This window comes from Streptomyces sp. NPDC045470, from assembly GCF_040646595.1.
GTDB lineage: Bacteria > Actinomycetota > Actinomycetes > Streptomycetales > Streptomycetaceae > Streptomyces.
Genome location: NZ_JBEZAN010000003.1, coordinates 12,523 through 30,338, shown reverse-complemented (window position 1 = coordinate 30,338; position 17,816 = coordinate 12,523). Strand labels below are relative to the sequence as shown.

Annotated in this window: 13 protein-coding genes; 6 read left to right on the top strand and 7 right to left on the bottom strand. The window is 73.7% G+C overall.

What is annotated here, in order from left to right:
- The 4 genes from AB0A97_RS10660 to AB0A97_RS10645 all read right to left on the bottom strand — a co-directional run bounded on the left by AB0A97_RS10660 (position 1) and on the right by AB0A97_RS10645 (position 7,933).
- Positions 1–1,461 (bottom strand): 3-deoxy-7-phosphoheptulonate synthase, encoded by a 1,461-nt coding sequence (locus tag AB0A97_RS10660; RefSeq protein ID WP_361147502.1) that lies wholly within the window; start codon positions 1,459–1,461, stop codon positions 1–3.
- Between the two features lie 2 nt (positions 1,462–1,463).
- Positions 1,464–2,708: a 3-deoxy-7-phosphoheptulonate synthase gene (locus tag AB0A97_RS10655; RefSeq protein WP_361147499.1), complete on the bottom strand. Its 1,245-nt coding sequence runs from the start codon at positions 2,706–2,708 to the stop codon at positions 1,464–1,466.
- The gene (locus AB0A97_RS10650; RefSeq protein ID WP_361147496.1) at positions 2,705–4,726 is read right to left on the bottom strand and encodes a multicopper oxidase domain-containing protein; all 2,022 of its coding nucleotides are present in this window, start codon (positions 4,724–4,726) and stop codon (positions 2,705–2,707) included. Before AB0A97_RS10650 ends, AB0A97_RS10655 begins: the two co-directional genes overlap by 4 nt.
- 246 nt (positions 4,727–4,972) lie before the next feature.
- Complete coding sequence (locus tag AB0A97_RS10645) at positions 4,973–7,933, bottom strand: AAA family ATPase (protein WP_361147493.1); 2,961 nt, start codon at positions 7,931–7,933, stop codon at positions 4,973–4,975.
- A 161-nt stretch (positions 7,934–8,094) separates the two neighbouring features.
- Between AB0A97_RS10645 and AB0A97_RS10640 the strand changes: the two genes are divergently transcribed.
- Positions 8,095–9,210, top strand: a complete 1,116-nt coding sequence (locus AB0A97_RS10640) for an alpha/beta fold hydrolase (protein ID WP_361147490.1) — start codon at positions 8,095–8,097, stop codon at positions 9,208–9,210.
- A gap of 38 nt (positions 9,211–9,248) precedes the next feature.
- Here the strand turns inward: AB0A97_RS10640 and AB0A97_RS10635 are convergent, their stop codons facing one another.
- A complete protein-coding gene (locus AB0A97_RS10635) occupies positions 9,249–11,528 on the bottom strand; it encodes a GMC family oxidoreductase (RefSeq protein WP_361147488.1) in 2,280 nt (759 codons plus the stop codon).
- A gap of 282 nt (positions 11,529–11,810) precedes the next feature.
- Here AB0A97_RS10635 and AB0A97_RS10630 point away from each other — a divergent pair, with 282 nt between their 5' ends.
- The 5 genes from AB0A97_RS10630 to AB0A97_RS10610 all read left to right on the top strand — a co-directional run bounded on the left by AB0A97_RS10630 (position 11,811) and on the right by AB0A97_RS10610 (position 15,616).
- Positions 11,811–12,170, top strand: a complete 360-nt coding sequence (locus tag AB0A97_RS10630) for a hypothetical protein (protein ID WP_361147485.1) — start codon at positions 11,811–11,813, stop codon at positions 12,168–12,170.
- Between the two features lie 119 nt (positions 12,171–12,289).
- Complete coding sequence (locus tag AB0A97_RS10625; protein ID WP_361147483.1) at positions 12,290–12,706, top strand: CBS domain-containing protein; 417 nt, start codon at positions 12,290–12,292, stop codon at positions 12,704–12,706.
- A 179-nt stretch (positions 12,707–12,885) separates the two neighbouring features.
- Entirely contained in the window at positions 12,886–13,368 is a 483-nt protein-coding gene (locus AB0A97_RS10620) for a VOC family protein (RefSeq protein ID WP_361147481.1), read from the top strand.
- Positions 13,369–13,484: 116 nt separating this feature from the next.
- Positions 13,485–13,868 carry a DUF6479 family protein gene (locus AB0A97_RS10615; RefSeq protein ID WP_361147479.1) on the top strand — a complete coding sequence of 128 codons (384 nt, stop codon included), beginning with the start codon at positions 13,485–13,487 and terminating at the stop codon, positions 13,866–13,868.
- Between the two features lie 11 nt (positions 13,869–13,879).
- Complete coding sequence (locus AB0A97_RS10610; protein WP_361147477.1) at positions 13,880–15,616, top strand: ubiquinol-cytochrome c reductase cytochrome b subunit; 1,737 nt, start codon at positions 13,880–13,882, stop codon at positions 15,614–15,616.
- Positions 15,617–15,638: 22 nt separating this feature from the next.
- Here AB0A97_RS10610 and AB0A97_RS10605 read toward each other — a convergent pair whose 3' ends face one another.
- Positions 15,639–16,025, bottom strand: a complete 387-nt coding sequence (locus tag AB0A97_RS10605) for a cytochrome c oxidase subunit 4 (protein WP_361147474.1) — start codon at positions 16,023–16,025, stop codon at positions 15,639–15,641.
- The gene (ctaD, locus tag AB0A97_RS10600; RefSeq protein ID WP_361147471.1) at positions 16,022–17,752 is read right to left on the bottom strand and encodes a cytochrome c oxidase subunit I; all 1,731 of its coding nucleotides are present in this window, start codon (positions 17,750–17,752) and stop codon (positions 16,022–16,024) included. The genes AB0A97_RS10605 and ctaD overlap by 4 nt, the downstream gene beginning before the upstream one ends.
- Positions 17,753–17,816 lie beyond the last annotated feature (64 nt).

Here is a 17,816-nt window from a genome sequence, read left to right as displayed (position 1 = left end):
TCAGGGCACCGGCTGCCAGGCGGCAGCGGCGGTGTGCACCGTCCGCAGCACCTCGGCCGGTGTACGGCCGTTCTCGTCGAGCAGCAGACCGCCGGGCCGGCTGCCCACCGAGTAATGGGTGTCGAAGAACGTGTCGACCTCGGCCGCCGCCGTGGCCCCGCCGGGCCGGGGCGCGCAGACCCACGTCACCGGGGTGCCGGTGGAGGCCACGGCCTCGATCAGCGCGGGCAGCTCGGCCACGATCCGGTCCGGCGCGAGCCGTACCGCCAGCAGCAGTCGCCCGGGCACCCGGCCCGGATTGAGCGCCGCACACCGCGCGGCGACCGCACGGGGATGACAACCCGGTCGCGGACGCAGCCCGACCACGGCGCCGGGCGGCGGCACCCGGTCACCGTCGGCCGTCCACCGGACCTGCCCGGCGATGGCCGGGGGGCAGGCGTCCAGGAACGACATGAGCTGCGGGAAGTCGCCCAGCCAGGGGTGGGAACGGGCCGTCGCGCGGTACTCCTCGGCGACCCACCGTGCCTCGCGCGGCAGCACGCCCGGAGGCGGGTGCCCGCCGGTGACGACGGTGACGGGCACACCGGCCACGTAGTGGGCCAGCCCGGAGGCCACCGTGGTCAGCGCTCCGGTCGCGTGGCGCCCGAGGTGCAGCAGGAACGCCTCGCCGCCCGCCGTCGGGGCCAGCGCCGGATGCGGGTCCGGTACGGCGGACCCGGAGCGACCGATCTCCTCGGTGAGGGGCCGGGGACGGCCCGCCAGCCGCTGCCGGGCCGGCGGCGACGGGACGACGACCGGGTGCGGCCGGACCGGCGCCGGACCGCTGCCCGGCGCCGGGCCCCCGTGCCCGTCGTACTCCGTACCGGCGGGCACCAGTCGCGGGTTGAACAGTTCGCGGATGAACAGCCAGGGCCGGTCACCGTCGAGGACCACGTACGCCTTGAACACGGCGGGCCGGACCCGGCCGTCCTGTTCCCACCCGGCCACGCCGACCTCCACCAGCCGCCGGGTGCGCATCGCGCCGGCGGCCCGCAGGCCGTAACCGATCGGCGTACGGCCGCTGGTCAGGCACGCGGCCAGCGCCGGGTCGTCGGGGACCAGCCCGACGACGGTGTTGAGCGAGACGGGCGTCAGCGCGGCGTCGGCCAGCGCGGAGCGGCGTACCAGGACCTGTTCGTCCCGGCCCAGGCTCAGGCAGCGGCGGGCCAGCGCGTCCTGCGCGGCGGCGGGCGCGGTGCCCTGGTGCAGGACACGCAGCCGCAGGGGCGTGGCGAGCGCGGATTCCAGCAGGGTGGTGGTCAGTCCGTCGCTGGCGAGCAGCATCCGGGTCAGCGGGCTGCTGAAGCGGGCGACGTCACCGAGGTCGAAGGGCCGCGTGGCCGGCCGGCCGGGGGACCGGTCGCCGGCGCCGCCGTCCGGCGGGTGGCGGTCGGTACTGGGGTAGCGGAGCGGGGTGAACACGGTCAGGTCCTCTCCATGAAGGGGGTGGTGCCGAGGACGGCGGAATCGGGGTCCGCCGCCCGGCGGGGGCGGGGGCAGGAGGCGCGGCGGGCGCGTGCCGCGCCGGCCAGTTCCCGCAGCAGCTGGGCGGTGCCGCTCCAGCCGATGCACGCGTCGGTGACGCTCTGTCCGAAGACCAGCTCACGGCCGGCTCCGGCGTCCTGGCGGCCGGGTACGAGGAAGCTCTCCAGGAGCAGGCCGCGCACGGTGGTGTCACCGTCGGCGATCCGCACCGCGAGGTCGTCGGCGACCACCCGCTGCCGCTCGTGCTGCTTGCCGCTGTTGCCGTGACTGGCGTCCACGACGACGCGGACCGGCAGCCCGGCCTCGGCCAGCAGTTCCGCGGCCCGGTGCACGTGTGCCGCACCGTAGTTGGGGCCGTCCGCGCCGCCGCGCAGGACGACGTGGCAGTCCGGGTTGCCGCTGGTGCGCAGCACGGACACCGGCCCGGCGCCGGACGCGCCGAGGAAGGTGTGCGGTGCGGCCGCGGCCCGTACGGCGTCGACCGCGACCTGCACCGAGCCGTCCGTGCCGTTCTTGACGCCGACCGGCATCGGCAGGCCGCTGGCCAGGTCGCGGTGCACCTGGCTCGCCGCCGTACGGGCCCCGACGGAGCCCCAGGCGACGACGTCGGACAGATACGCCGGGGTGGCCGGGTTGACCCATTCGCAGCCCACCGGCAGCCCCGACTCGGCGATGTCGAGCATCAGGGACCGGGCCTCGGCCAGGCCGCGGCCGAGGTCGGCGCCGCCGTCCAGGCCGGGGTCGCCGACCAGGCCGGGCCAGCCGAGGCAGGTGCGCGGCTTCTCGACGTAGACCCGCATCACGACGAGCAGGTCGTCCGCCAGTCCGGCCGCCGCGTCCCGCAGCCGGGACGCGTAGTCGAGGGCGGCCGCCCGGTCGTGCACGGAGCACGGCCCGACGATGACGAGCAGCCGGTCGTCCCGGCCGTCGAGGACCCGCACGGCGTCGTGCCGGGCCGTCATGACGGTGTGCGCCGCGTGGTAGGTGAGGGGCAGCCGTTCACAGAGCTGCGCGGGGCTCTCCACCGGCAGGACGCGGGTCTGGCCGCCGGTGGGGCGGACCCGGCGTCCGTCGCGGTGCCGGAGGTGCGGTGTGCCGGGGGTGTCCGTCGAGGTGATCATGGTGGTTCGCTCCTTCGGGGCGGTGCGGGCGGGGTTCTGCGGGGTGGGAAGCGGATATGTCATGACGTGTGACCTCCGTGGCCCCCCGAGCCTCCGTGGCCGCCGCCCCCGTGCATGCCGGGGTGCATGTCCATCACCGGACCGGGCATCACCGTGAACGGCCGCATCATCGATTCGTCCTCGTGTTCGAGGATGTGGCAGTGGTACATGTAGCGCCCCGAGCCGCCGTCGAACTGGCCCAGTACGGACACCAGCTGGCCGGACCCGGCGGGCGCCGGCCTGGTGTCGCCGACCCGTACGGTGTCCTTCCAGCCGAGGTCGGCGCCCTCGATGGGCAGGTCCCCGGTGAAGGTGACGGGGGTGACGGTGCCGTGACCGCGTACCGTGCCGTCGCCGTTGGTCAGCCGCTGGAAGCCGCGGCCGTCGTAGTTCTGGCGCCGGGTCTCCTGGAAGCGGATCAGGTGGATGTGGAAGGGGTGCACGGGGCCGCCCAGGTTCAGTACGTTCCACTGCTCCCAGCCGCCTTCGCGCGCCATGATCGTGGTGGTGTCGTTGAACATCTCGGCGACCCGGCGCAGCGTCAGCAGCGGTTGTCCCGGCCGCTGCACCTGCACGATGCCGTCACTGGGGATCTCCACCGACGAGGCGTCCTCGACGGTCTCCATCTCCCACATCATCGGCATCCCGGTCACGGCGGGCGGGGTCAGCACGATCCACCGGTGCTCGTGGTCGGGGGCCGTGGCGTGGCTCAGCCGTACGTAGGACGGGCTGATGCGGCCCGGCAGCGTGAACGGGTCGTCCACCGCCTCGTCCGCGACCCGGAACTGCAGCACCTCGGGCGAGGGCGCCGGGCCCGGCGGGTTGGTGGCGGTGTCGGTCCAGTGGACGCGCATCCCCCGCAGGACGGAGAAGTCGGCCAGGATGTCGGCGCGTTCAGCGGGGGCCAGGGTCAGACCCTGCTCCGGCAGCGGTTCCGGCTCGGGCAGCAGCCCGCTGTCCGTACCGATCTGGTGGAAGGCGCGGGCGACCAGTTCCGGGTCTACCGGCGTGCCGTCCTCGTGGCACAGACGCAGGGTGAAGAACCGCGCGTTGGAGCCGTTGACCATCCGGAGGCGGTACCAGCGCGCGGCCACGTCCAGGTGCGGTTGCACGACGCCGTTGACGACGTTGTACGGGCCGAAGAACGGCCGCGGCACGTCCTGGTCGTCCCGCAGGACCTTGTGCATCAGCACACCGGTCGGGCGGCCCTTCCAGTCGGTGTCCACGTTGCGGTCGCACAGTACGAGGGGGATCTCGCGGGCGCCGTCCGGCAGGCCGAGTGCCGTCTCCTCGTCGTCCCGGATCCAGTACATGCCGGCCAGGCCCGTCATCACGTTCAGCGCGGTGATGTTCATGGCGTGGTCGTGGTACCAGAGGGTGCAGGACGCCTGGTCGTTGACGTACTCGGAGAGCTGGGTCTCGCCCGGCGGCACGGCGTTGTCGGTCCAGCCGTCGTTGACGCCGCTGGTCCGCGCGCCGTGCAGGTGCACCACGGTCCACGGGGGCAGCGCGGCCACCTTGCGGTCGAAGGTGTCGGCCGCCGGGTCGTAACCGGGGCGCACGATGTTCGCCGGCACCCGCGTCTCCACCTTGATCAGGGGGTACGGGCCGCTGAGCCCGTTGGCCCAGGACACCCGCAGCCGGGTGCCGCGCCGCACCTCGACGGTCGGCCCGGGGACCTGACCCTCGTAGGCCCACATCAGCGACGGGGGAAGTTGCGAGTGCAACTGAATGCGGACGGGGCGGGTCGTGACGGTCAGCTCGGCGCGGCCGGTCTCCGGGTCCGTCTCCGGCCGCAGGACCGGCGGAATCCGCAACGGGTCCAGGAACGGTTCCAGCGGCGGGACCTCGGGGGCTGCCGGGGGTTGCGGGACCTCCGGGGCCTCAGGGGTCGGAGCGGTCTCCGGAACCACCGGGGTCTCCGGGGGTGGCGGGACCGGCGGAGCCGCCGGGGAGGCGGTGGCCGGGGGAGCCGGTTCGGTGAGGACGGCCGGCTCGGTGGCGGCGGCCGCCGGGGTGGGGGTTTCGATCAGCTCAGGCATTTCGGGGACTCGTTTCCGAACGGTGGGAAGGTTGACTCCCTCACCGTGCGCCCCGGCGGCCCCTCCCCACATCGGGGAAAACACGTGCCCGACTACTGAACCGGTACGGAGCCGGGAAGACCCGCTACTGAGCCCCCGAAGGCCCCGTCCTCATCCCTCAAGGCTCCTGCCCCGTGCCCCTGCCCCGGCCCGGCCTCACCCCGCCCCCTCAGGCCCCCGCCCCTCATCCCTCCGGCGCCGCCCCCCTCAGCTCTCCGGCCCCCGCACCTCCGCCAGCCTCCCCGCCACCGCCGCTCGCGACGAGACCCCGAGCTTCGCGAAGACGTGGGCCACGTGCGTCTCGACCGTCCGGGGGCTCAGGAACAGCCGCTCCGCGATCCGCTGGTTGCTGAAGCCCTGCCGGACCAGCTCGGCCACCTCCGCCTCCCGCCGCGACAGCCGCCCGTCGGTCTGCGCCGCCGCCCGTCCGGCCCGTACGCCCAGCCGCCGCTGCTCCCGTACGGCCCTGGCGTGCAGCCCGAGCGCTCCGCACGCGCCGAACACCTCCGCCGCCCGCGCCAGCTCCGTACGCGCGGCGGCCTTCTCCCCGCAGCCGGCGTGCGCGGTACCGGCCCGCAGCCAGGCCCGCGCCGCGGACAGCCGCTCACCCGTCCCCTCGAACAGCTCCGCCGCCCGCACCGCGCCACGGGCCGCCGCGGCCGGGTCGCTCTCCTGCTCCGCGTGGGCCCGCGCCAGCACCGCGTGCCCCGATCCCGCGCCGCCGCCCGGCACCGCCGCGGCCCGGTCCGCCCAGCCCGCCGCCGCACCGGGCCGGCCGCGCTCCGCCTCCGCGTCGGCCATCGCCTCGCAGCACACCAGCAGGCAGCTCCGCTCCAGCAGCGGCGTGACGAACTCGTCGCACGCGTCCAGCACCTGCGCCGCCCCCGCGTCCACCTCCTGCAACCCCACCAGGGCCAGCCCGCGGCCGACGGCGCCGAGCCGCGCCCACCACTCCCGGCGGCCGTCCGCGTGCCGGATCGCCTCGTCGGCGAGGGCCAGCGCGGCGGCGGCGTCGCCCGTCCAGCGGACCATGAGCGACTTGACGGCCAGCGCCAGGGCCACGCACTCGTCGGAGCCGAGCAGCCGCGCGGCGTCCACCGCGTCCTCGGCCCGGTCGACGGCCTCCGCGAGGCGTCCCGTCCGGCCGTACGTGAACGCCTGAGCGGTCAGGATCCACGGGGAGAGGTAGCTCTGCCCGGTGGCGTTGGCGATGGCCAGGCTCCGTTCGACCGTGCGGGCGGCCTGCGGCAGCCGACCCATCATCGCGTCGACCCAGCACAGGAAGGCCAGCGACTCCAGCCACGGGGCCAGCTCGGCGTCGGTGGCGTCCTCCGTCAGCCGCTCGGCCTTGGCGGCGAGGGCGTGCGCGGCGTCCAGGTCGCCCGCGCCGTAGGCGCAGCCGAGCCGGAGCGTCACCAGCGGCATCCAGTCGTCGGGCGGGTCACCGGCCGTCCCGGCGCCGCCGCCGGGCCGGGACAGTACGGCGGTCAGCCGGTCCAACTGCTCCGCGGCCCCCGTGAAGTCGGCGCGGATGAGGCTGTCGCCGATCAGTTGGAGGTGCAGGGGGACGGCGTCCACCGCGTGCTCCGGCGGCACCCGGCCCAGCTCGGAGCGGAGCAGGGCGCGGCCCTCCGCCTGCCGGTTGAGCAGCCGTTCCAAAATGGCGCAGAACCGGGCGGCGCGGGCCCGCTGCGCCCAGGCGTCCGGCGGCAGCAGCCGCAGTACCTCCAGCGCGGTGTCGCGGCCCTGGACGAGCCGCCCGCCGACGCCCTGGAGCCGGGCCAGCTCGACGAGCAGGGAGAGCCGGTCGGGCGCGGGCCCGGTCGCCGTGCTGCCGGGTTTCTCGGGGAGCAGGTCCAAGGCGGTCCGCAGCCACTGGGCGGCGGTCGCGGGGGACTGGTACGCGGTCGCGCGGGCAGCTTCGACGAGCACGCCGACGGACAGCAGGTCCCCGAAGCGCGCCGAGCGGGCGATGTGGCGGGCGCGGGTGACGGTGGGCGCGTCGCGCTCGTCCAGTGCGGCGGCGACGCGCGCGTGCGCGGCGACCCGCCAGCCCGCGCCGGAGGAGGCGTACGCGAGGTGCCGGACGACGGGGTGGCGGAAGCGGAACCGCCCGGGGGCGGGCGCGCAGCGGACCACGTCCCGTACGGCCAGTTCGTCGAGGGCCGCCAGGGCCTCCGCCTCGGTCGTCGGCGCGGCGACGGCCACCATGCCCGGCTCGAACTCGTCGCCGAGCGTGGCGGCGGCCTGGGCGGCCAGCCGCACGTCGTCGGGGAGCGCGGCCAGTTCGGCGGCCAGCGCTTCGCGTACCGCGTTCGGCAGCAGGCCGTCGTCGTCCGGGGCAGTGCTCTCGACGGCGTCGCCCGTGGGGGCGGCGGTGGACGGAGCGGAGCGGGCCAGCGCTTCCAGGTACAGCGGGTTGCCGCCGCTGGCCTCGTACAGCGCGCGGCGGCGCCGGGCACCCACAGCAGGGCCGAGGAATTCACCGGTCTCCCGGAGCGTGAGCGGCGCGACCTCGATCCGGGTACGCAGCTCCGGCGCGGCGTCGGCGAGGGCGGCGGTGAGCCGGGGCCCCGCCTGGCGGGTGCGGTAGGTGACGGCGAGCAGGAGGGGGCCGCGCGGCGGGTGCCGGGCGAGGTGGGAGAGGAGTTCCACCGAGCCTTCGTCGGCCCAGTGCACGTCGTCCAGCAGGACGGCGAGGCCGCCGGGAGCTGCCAGGGCTTCCAGCAGGAGACGTACGGCGCGGTGCACGCGGTAGCGGTTGAGACCGGTGCTCGGGGCCGCCGCCGGGTCCGGGCCCGGCCGGTCCGCCGACAGGGCGGGGAAGACGTCGGCGAGCAGCCGCGCGCTCTCCGGGTCCAGGGCCGCGCGTACCTGCTCGGCCCTGGATTCCACCTCGTCGTCCAGGGCGTCCACGGCCAGCGAGAGGGGGACGTCGTTCTCGTACTCGGTGCCGCGGCCGCGCAGCACGGTCAGCCCGTGCCGGAGCGCGGCGCCGGCGGTCTCGCCGAGGAGTCTGGTCTTGCCCGCCCCCGGGTCCCCGGTCAGCTCGACGAGCCGGAACTCGCCGGCGGCGGCCCGCTCCGCCTCCGCGCCGAGGAGCCGTACGACCTCCGTGCGGCCGACGAGTGCGCGGTTGCCGTGGAGCGGTACGGGACTGTCGGGCATCGGGCGGGCCGGTTTCGTTCGGATTGCGTGCGGTGGGTGGACGGGTGAACGGCGGAGGTCGCCCCAATGGAATATTTTGGTCTATAGGAACTATCCGGGCAATTCGTAGCGATGCTCGGTCCCGGGGCCGAGCGACGGGGGCCGAGGAGGGCCAGTGCCGTATGCAGCGCCGCCGCATCCCCCTGTTCACCAGTGAAGGCGTCCGGGACGCCGAGGTCACCGTCCACCCGTTCGCCGCGGGCGACGGGCTGGGCCTGACCCTGACCCGCTACCGCCGCCCGCGGGCCGCCGGTACCGCACCGGCCGACGCGGTCCTGCTCGTGCACGGCCTGACCACGTCGAGCGACATGTTCGTCATGCCCGAGCACGAGGACCTCACCACCTACCTGCTCGACCACGGCTACCCGGACGTCTGGGCCCTCGACCACCGGATGAGCAACCGCTTCCCGTACGACCTGGCCGCGCACCGCTTCACCCTCGACGACGTCGCCCTGCACGACTTCCCCGCCGCGTTCGCCGAGATCCGGCGGCACATCGGCCCGGCGGCCCGGCTGCACGTGATCGCGCACTGCCTGGGCGGGGTCACCTTCGCCATGAGCCTGGCCGCCGGCCTGGTCACCGGCGTGACCAGCGCGGTCGTCAACAGCTCCGCCCTCGTCCTGCGGCCGCCCCGGTGGTCCCGCTGCAAGCTCCTCGTGGTCCCCGGACTGACCGAGTACGTGCTCGGCCTGCCCTACCTCAACCCCGCCTGGCCGCAGGACGCCCGGTTCACCCGCGGCCGTATGATCGCCCGCCTGGTGTCGCTCTTCCACCCCGAATGCCGGGAGCCCGCCTGCCACATGGTGAGCGCGATGTGGGGCTCCGGGCGGCCCGCGCTGTACGACCACGCCCTGATGTCACCGGTCACCCACGAGCGCGTGGCGGACCTGTTCGGCGCCACGGGGGTGCACTACTACCGGCACATCCGGGCGATCGTCCGGGCGGGCAGGGCCGTCAAGTACCGGCCCGGCGATCCGGCGTACCGCGACCTGCCCGACGACTACCTGGAGGCGGCGGCCGGCCTGACCACCCCGCTCCTGCTGACCACCGGCGAGCACAACCGTGTCATGGCCGACTCCAACCCCGCCTGCCAGCGCGAACTCGCCGCCCGTGCACCCGGCGTGTCCCGGCTGCACGTCTTCCCGGGCTACGGCCACCAGGACGTGTTCATGGGCAAGGACAGCGCACGCGACATCTTCCCGTACCTGACCGCCTTCCTGGACGCGCACGCGCGGTGACCCGCACACGCGGGGCACGCCCCCGCGGCTCGGACACGTCACCGCCCCGGCCCGTACACCCCCCACAGCTCCCCGGCGAAGAACTCCCCGAACCGGGCGAGCGCGGCGAGCGGAGCGGGACCCGTCGCGCGCATGGAGGCCAGTTGCCGGACGAAGGCCAGCCGGCCCACGCGCACCACGCCGGAACAGAGCGGCGGCTGCCCGGTCTCCGCATCCGGTGCCTGCCGCCCGTGACGGATCTCGACCGCCAGGGTGGTCGTGTCCGCCCACAGGTCGGGCCCGGGGTCGTCGCCCACCTCCTTGCGGCCGGTGAGGGTCAGCGGGCGGCCCCGCGGCCCGTCCAGGTGCAGGTGGTAGAGCATCCGCCGGCGTCCGGGCCGCCCGTCCGGTACGAACAGGTTGAACCAGCCCTCCCGTACCGGCAGCCGGCCGCCCAGCGGATCGCAGTCCACCGCGCCGCGCACGGCGGCCCGGTGGTCCGGCGAGTCGATGAAGGCGTCCACGTCGTCGACGGTGACGGTCAGGCGCAGCACCAGCCCCGGCCCGTCGGCCAGCGCGCCGCGCATCACCTCGGCGAACGTCAGGGCCGTGGCCGGCGCCGGAGCCGGGCGGTGCGCCCGCCGGGACGGCCGGTCCTCCAGGAGCCGGGTGCTCATCCGGTCCGCCAGCGCCGCGACGGTCAGCGACGGGTTCACCCCGACCGGTCCGGGCAGCGCCGCGGCGTCCGCCACGTACAGGCGCGGGTGCCCGAACACCTCGCCGTACGGGTCGCAGACGGCCTCCTCCGGCCGGTCGCCGATGGGCGCGCCGCCCACCGGGTGGACGGTGACGACCCGCCGCCACCACCAGACGGGGTTGTCCAGGAACCCCGTCCCCATCGCGTCGGCGAGCCGCCGCATCGTGGTGCGGACGCCCTCGTAGTACGCCTGGCTCGTGGCGGTCGTCCACCGGATGTCCAGCCGGCCGTCCCGCAGTCCCATCACCCCGTCGGGTACGTCCCGGCCCACGCCCAGCAGCGGCAGCACCCCGGGGAAGCCTCCGCCGGGGCCGAGCAGGGCGGCGATCTCGCCGGAGAGGTTGCTGTCCGCCGCACCGAGGACGTGGTCCCGCGCCAGGCCGGCGGCGAACGCGGCCAGCCGCCCGGCACCTCCGACCAGCCGCACGCCCTCCGCGAGCCAGTTCAGGAAGCCCGGATAGCCGCCGTCCTGGACGATGTGCCCGCGCCCCGGACCGCCGTCCGCCTCGCCCACCACGCCGGTGATCACCGGGCCCCGGTCCGGGGGCGGCACCGGTGTGCCCCGCCTGCCGTACAGGAAGGTCAGCAGGTCGCCGTTGCCGCAGAACCGGGTGCCCAGCGCCGGGCCCAGGCCGGGCAGCCGCGCCCGGTTGGCCAGCAGGAGGTGGACGGTGCCGTACGTGCCCGCCGCCAGCACGAGGCGGTCGCAGTCGATGTGCCGACGCGGCAGATCGGCGGTGCGTACCGGCGGCCCGCCGTCCACGTCGTGCACGACGTAACCCACGCGGTAACCGCCGCCCTCCAGCGGCTCCACGGTCACGGCCTGGTGCCCGGTCCGCAGCTCGGCGCCGTGGTGACGCGCGGCGGACAGGTACGTGTGGTCGAGGGTGTTCTTCGCGCCGTTGTTGCAGCCCAGGTCGCACTCACCGGTGAGCCGGCAGGTGCCGCGCGGCACGCCGTGGAGATTGCCGTACGGCTCGTCCGCCAGCGGCAGGCCGGGGCCGGGCGGCGCGCCGGGGCGCGGTGCGAAGCTGACCGCGAGCGGCGCCGGCGACCACGGCAGCCCCACCCGACCGGCCGCCTCCCGCAGGGCCCGCGTCTTCGGCGTACGGGCGTACGGCTCGGTGTCCACCGGGTACGGGACCGGGCGCAGCACCGACTCGACCGCGTCGTAGTGCGGGTCGAGGTCCGCGCGGGTCAGCGGCCAGCACTCGTGGCCGCCTCCGGGCAGTTCCTCCCGCTGTACGAACCAGTGCGCCTCCTTGCGGAGCAGCACGTTGGCGTAGATCAGCGAACCGCCGCCGAGCCCGCTGGAGACGAGGGAGTCGCAGCCCCCGAACCGCCAGACGTCGAACAGGCCGTACAGCCCCTCGCTCGGGTCCCACAGGGCCCGCCCCAGTTCCGCCGGGGTCCGGGGAAAACTCCCCGGCGGATACGCCCGGCCGCGCTCCAGGACGACGACGGACAGACCCGCCTCCGCCAGCCGGTACGCCGCCACCGAACCGCCGAAGCCGGACCCGACGACGAGCGCGCCGACCCGCTCGGAACGCTCCGCTCCGCTCCCCGGCGACGCCTCGGCCACGATCGGTCCCTCCGGTCCGGCGACGGCCGCGCGGACCGCGGCGGCCTGACCTCCCAGTAGAGCAACGGACCACCGCGCGCACATCCGGAAGCCGGGGCGGCCGGAGGGTGGGTTCCGCGGGGCCCGCGTGCCAGGAGGTGCGGAACACCTCCCCGTGGACAGGCATCCGGCATCAGTGCTCCGGCACCACAGGCGCCCGCGCGGGACCACACGTTCGACGTCATCCGCCGCGTGCCCTCGCGAGCCGCCCGAACGCACCACAGCGTGCGCAAGAGGGCCGCCGTGGCCACCACCGCACCCGCACGCCGCACACGCCGCCCCGCTGCCCCGGACGCCGCCGAGGACCTCCGGCTCCTGACCGGACTGTCCGACGGGGCGCGCCGCACCGGCGTCCGACGGCGGGTGATCGCCGCCTGGCCACCGGTGGCCCACCGCCTGGCCCGCCATCTGCGCGACCGCGGCGAAAACCTCGCCGACCGTCGCCCAGCTCGCGGGCACACCGGGCACACCGGACTCGGCGAGGAGGACGTCCCGCTCGGTCTGGACGCCCTGGAGACCTACCGCTCGCTGTCCCTCGACGCGCCGTGGCCTGAGCGGCGGCGCGGGACGACATCCGGCCCGATCCCGCGCAGGCGACGTTAGCGATCCGAACAAAGGGGCACGCGTGTGCTGGCGGCCGGAACCGGGCGCTCACTCCGCTCCACGAGCGGCGTCCGGCCGCGGTCACGCACCGGCACATCCCAACGAAGAAAGGCGGAACCATGCCTGCTGCACGCGACATCATGACTCCCGGAGCCGAGTGCGTCGGCGCCGAGGAGAGCGTCCTCGACGCGGCCCGCAAGCTCACCGGCCTCGGCGTCGGAGCGGTTCCGATCTGCGGTACGGACGACCGGCTCAAGGGTGTCCTGACGGACCGGGACATCGTCGTCAAGGTGCTGGGCCAGGGCAAGGACCCCGCGCGGACCAAGGCCGGCGAACTGGCCCAGGGCGAGGCCGTGACGATCGGTGCCGACGACGGCGCGGAGGAGATCCTCGCGACCATGACCCGGCACAAGGTCCGGCGTCTGCCCGTGATCGACGGCCACCGCCTGGTCGGCATGGTCGCGCTGGCCGACGTCGCCCGCGCCCTGCCCGACTCGAAGGCGGGCGACCTCCTCGAAGCCCTCTCCACCGACTGAGAGCACCGCGCACGCCCGCGGGCGCGGGGTGCGGCCACGCCGGACCGTAGGCACGATGGTGTACGCGGCGTGGGCGCACCTCCGTAAATCACCGTGCACTCCGGTTCGAACACCGGTTTGGTTATGGCGCGGCCTCCGCCGTACGGGTATACACGAGCCCACACGACGGGAGGCACACCATGGCGATCGACGGTTTCACGACCTGTCTGTGGTTCGACGGCCAGGCCGAGGAGGCGGCACACCATTACCTGTCCATCTTCAAGAACTCCCAGCTCGGCGACATCGTCCGTTACAACGAGGCGGGACCCGGAACGCCCGGCGAGGTGATGGCGGTCGAGTTCGTCCTCAACGGCCAGAAGTTCATGGGCCTCAACGGCGGACCGGAGTTCACGTTCAGCGAAGCCGTCTCGTTCCAGGTCCGCTGCGCCGACCAGGAAGAGGTTGACTATTACTGGGACCGGCTCACGGATGACGGCGAAGAAGGGCAGTGCGGCTGGCTGAAGGACAGGTACGGCGTGTCCTGGCAGGTCTTCCCCACGGAACTCCTGCGGCTGCTGACCGACTCCGACCCGGCGAAGGCGAAGCGGGCCACCGAGGCGATGTTGCAGATGCACAAGATCGACCTCGCGGCCGTCCGCAAGGCGCACGCCGGAGAACGGTAGGGCGCGGGACGGGCGGGTACGGGCAGGCCGCCCGTACCCGCCCGTGTCCACCGGCGCCCCCACTCGTTTGGGGGCGCCTTTGATGGCAAACCGGGGCCAACGGGTAAGCAGCCCCCATGTCTCTCGATGCTCCCCTGATGGCCGCCCCCCTGCCGGTCGAAGCGCCGACGGCCGCCTCCCACCTGGCCATCGGCATCGGCCCCCTCATCGCGGGCATCGTCGTCGTCCTCCTGCTCATCGGTGCCGTCGTGTACGGCTACCGGCGCCGCGCGCGCAACAAGGACCGCCCGCCGCGCGCCCACGCACGGCCCCGGCATGCCAGGACGGCGGCCCGGCACGGCACTTCGGCACGGGAGACCGACGGGGTGTCCCGGGAGAGCCATGACGCGGCACCGGCTGCCGGGGTCAAGGACATGGGCGAGTACGGGACGCGCCCCGGCGACTCCGACGAACCGCCGCCGTGGAACGAGGGGAAGAGCGGCTCGTTCGGCAACGGCTGAGGCCACGCCCCATGGCGTTTCCTCGGCGGAAGCCACCCGCACCGCCTCGCAGCGGTGCCTTGGCACGCACCGGTTTCGAGGCACTCGACCGCCGCCTGCCGACCGCCGAGGCTGCCAGAGCCCTGCTGCGCAAGGCGTTCCCCGACCACTGGTCGTTCCTGCTCGGCGAACTCGCGCTCTACGGCTTCCTCGTCCTCGTCCTCACCGGCACGTACCTGACCCTGTTCTTCGACCCGGTGACCGCGCAGACCGTCTACCACGGCCGGCACACCCCGCTGTCCGGACTGCCCATGTCGCAGGCTTACTCCTCCACGCTGCGCATCAGCTTCGACGTGCGGGGCGGACTGCTGATCCGGCAGATCCACCACTGGGCCGCGCTGGTCTTCGTCGCCGCCATCGGCGTCCACCTGCTCCGCGTCTTCTTCACCGGCGCCTTCCGCAGGCCCAGGGAAGTCAACTGGATCATCGGAGTGACGCTGTTCATGCTGGCGATGCTGGAGGGCTTCGCCGGTTACTCGCTGCCCGACGACTCACTGTCCGGCACCGGCCTGCGCACCGCGCACACCATCGTGCTGTCGATCCCGCTCGCCGGCACGTATCTGAGCTTCTTCCTGTGGGGCGGCCCGTTCCCCGGCACGGACCTCGTCAACCGGCTGTACGGGCTGCACATCCTGCTCGTCCCGGGCGTGCTGGTCGCGCTGATCACGGCACATCTGATCCTGGTCGTCCACCTCAAGCACACCCAGTGGAACGAGCGCGGCCGGACCAATCGCAACGTCGTCGGCCGCCCGATGTACCCGCACTTCACCGCGAAGTCCGCGGGCCTCTTCTTCATGACCGCGGGCGTTCTGACGCTCCTCGGCGCACTGGCCCAGATCAACCCCGTGTGGGAGTACGGGCCGTACCGTGCGGACCAGGTCGCCACCGACGCGCAGCCCGACTGGTACGTCGGCTTCCTGGAAGGCGCGCTGCGGCTCATGCCGCCGTGGGAGAGCGACCTCCTGGGCCATACGGTCCTGTGGAGCGTCCTGGTCCCCGCGGTGATCCTGCCCGGCCTGCTCTTCCTCGTCCTGTACCTGTATCCGTTCTGCGAAGCCTGGCTGACCCGGGACAGCCGGGAACACCACCTGTGCGACCGGCCGCGGAACCGGCCCACCCGCACCGGCCTCGGAGTCGCCGGCCTCGTCTGCTACGCCGTGCTCCTCGCCGCCGGTGGCAACGACGTCACCGCCTTCGGCTTCCGTGTCTCGGTGAACGCCCTGACCTGGTTCTTCCGTATCGCCGTCGTGGCGGCCCCGGTCCTCGCCTTCTGGCTCACCAAGCGGATCTGCCTCGCCCTCCAGAGCGAGGACCGCGACGCGCTGGCGGAAGGGGAGGAGACAGGTGAGGTGACGCAGGACGTGTGCGGCGGACTCGGTGAGGGGCGCCGCCGCCTGTCCGCCGACCGCCGGTACCGGCTGCTCGTGCGCGACCTGCCCGAGCCGCTCCTGCCGCCTGCGGGCACCGCCCGCCCCGCGCGCCGGCAGCGGATCCGGCTGGCGCTGAGCAACTGGTACCACCATGACCGGGTCGAACTGCCGGTCACTCCCGAACAGCGGGCCCGCATCGCCGAGCGGACGGCCGCACCGGGGTGGAGTCCGGACCGGAGCCCGGACGGGAACTCGGAGCGTGGTCCCGGGCAGGGCTCGGACGAGAACCCGGATCGTGGTCGGGGACAGGGCTCGGACCGGAGCCCGGACCGCGGCTGACGGCCTTCCCGTACGGCCTCCCTCACGGCCGCGCGGCGAACTCCAGCACCATGCCGACCACCCCCGCCACCAGCAGACCCACCCCGATGACGAACAGCCACAGGCCGAAGACGACCCCCAGCGCGGTCAACGCCACCGCCAGGCCGGTCAGCGGCGGGTAGCCGCTGCGCGGCGGGAAGAACCCGATCCCGCCGGTCCGCTCGCGCACCTCCGCCTCCTTGCGGTCCTCCGGCCGCGGTCCGCGCCTGCGGTGGTTGACCGTGCAGAACCCGCACACGACCAGCGCCATCAGACACGAGACGGCCAGCGCCGCCGTACCGGCGGGCTCCCGCGACCACAGCGCGTAACCGAGCCCGGCCACGAAGAAGAACCCCGCCACACCGGCGAAGAGAAGCGCCTCGGCCTTCACGGATGACGCTCCCGGTGCGGATCGGGAGTCGGTTCGTCCGCGCCGCGCTGCGGAGCGGGCAGCCGCAGCACCTCGGGATGGTGCAGGTCGAAGGCGGGGGAGTCGGACCGTACTCGGGGCAGCGCGTGGAAGTTGTGCCGGGGCGGCGGGCAGGACGTCGCCCACTCCAGCGATCTGCCCCACCCCCACGGATCGTCCACCAGCACCTTCGGCGCCCACCGCGCCGTACGCCACACGTTGTACAGGAACGGCAGCGTGGAGATCCCCAGCAGGAACGCACCGGCCGAGGAGAGGGAATTCAGTACGGTGAATCCGTCGGCGGCCAGGTAGTCGGCGTAACGCCGGGGCATGCCTTCCGAACCCAGCCAGTGCTGCACCAGGAACGTCAGCTGGAAACCGGTGAACAGCGACCAGAAGTGGATTCTCCCCAGCCGCTCGTCGAGCATCCGGCCGGTCAGCTTCGGCCACCAGAAGTAGAAACCGCCGAACATCGCGAAGACCACCGTCCCGAACAGCACGTAATGCAGATGCGCCACGATGAAGTACGAGTCGGTGACGTGGAAGTCCAGCGGCGGTGACGCGATCAGCACGCCGCTCAGCCCGCCGAGCAGAAAGGTGACCAGGAAACCGCCCGCCCACAGCATCGGCGTCTCGAACGAGACACTGCCCCGCCACATGGTGCCGATCCAGTTGAAGAACTTCACCCCGGTCGGCGCCGCGATCAGAAAGGACATCAGGGAGAAGAACGGCAGCAGCACCGCACCCGTGGCGAACATGTGATGGGCCCACACGGTCGCCGAGAGCATGGTGATGGCGATGGTCGCGCCCACCATGCCGAGGTACCCGAACACCGGTTTACGGCTGAAGACCGGGACGATCTCCGTGATCACGCCGAAGAACGGCAGGGCGACGATGTAGACCTCCGGATGCCCGAAGAACCAGAACAGGTGCTGCCACAGGACCGCGCCGCCGAAGGCGGGGTCGTAGAGGTGCGCGCCGAACTTCCGGTCCGCCTCCAGGGCGAGCAGCGCGGCGGTCAGCACGGGGAAGGCCAGCAGCGCCAGGATCGAGGTGAACAGCACGTTCCAGGTGAAGATCGGCATCCGGAACATGGTCATGCCGGGGGCGCGCAGGCACATGATGGTGGCGATGAAGTTCACCGCGCCCAGCGTGGTGCTGAGCCCCGACACCACCAGGCCCATGGTCCACAGGTCGCCGCCCGCGCCCGGACTGCGGACGGCGCTGTTGAGCGGCGCGTAGGCGAACCATCCGAACGACGCGGCGCCCCCCGGGGTGAGGAATCCCGAGACCACGATCAGGCCGCCGAAGAGGAACAGCCAGTAGGTCAGGGCGTTCAGCCGCGGGAAGGCCACGTCGGGGGCGCCGATCTGGACCGGCATCACCGCGTTCGCGAACCCGGCGAACATGGGCGTCGCGAACAGCAGCATCATGATCGTGCCGTGGATGGTGAAGAGCTGGTTGTACTGCTCGTTGCTGACGATCTGCATCCCGGGGCGGGCCAGTTCGGCGCGCATCACCATCGCCAGTGCGCCCGCCAGCAGAAAGAAGCCGAAGGCGGTCACGAGATAGAGATTTCCGATCACCTTGTGATCGGTGGTGGTCAGCCAACGGCGCACCGCGCGGCCCACCGTGTTGCGGGGCGCCGCGTCGTCGCGGAGCGCCGCGCCGCCCTCCGTGCGCGCGTCCTGCCCAGCCTCGATGACCATGAACCTCCGCCCGGCCCACGCCGGAGACCGACGCGGGCACGCCGTCCCGTACCGCGCGGCGCGC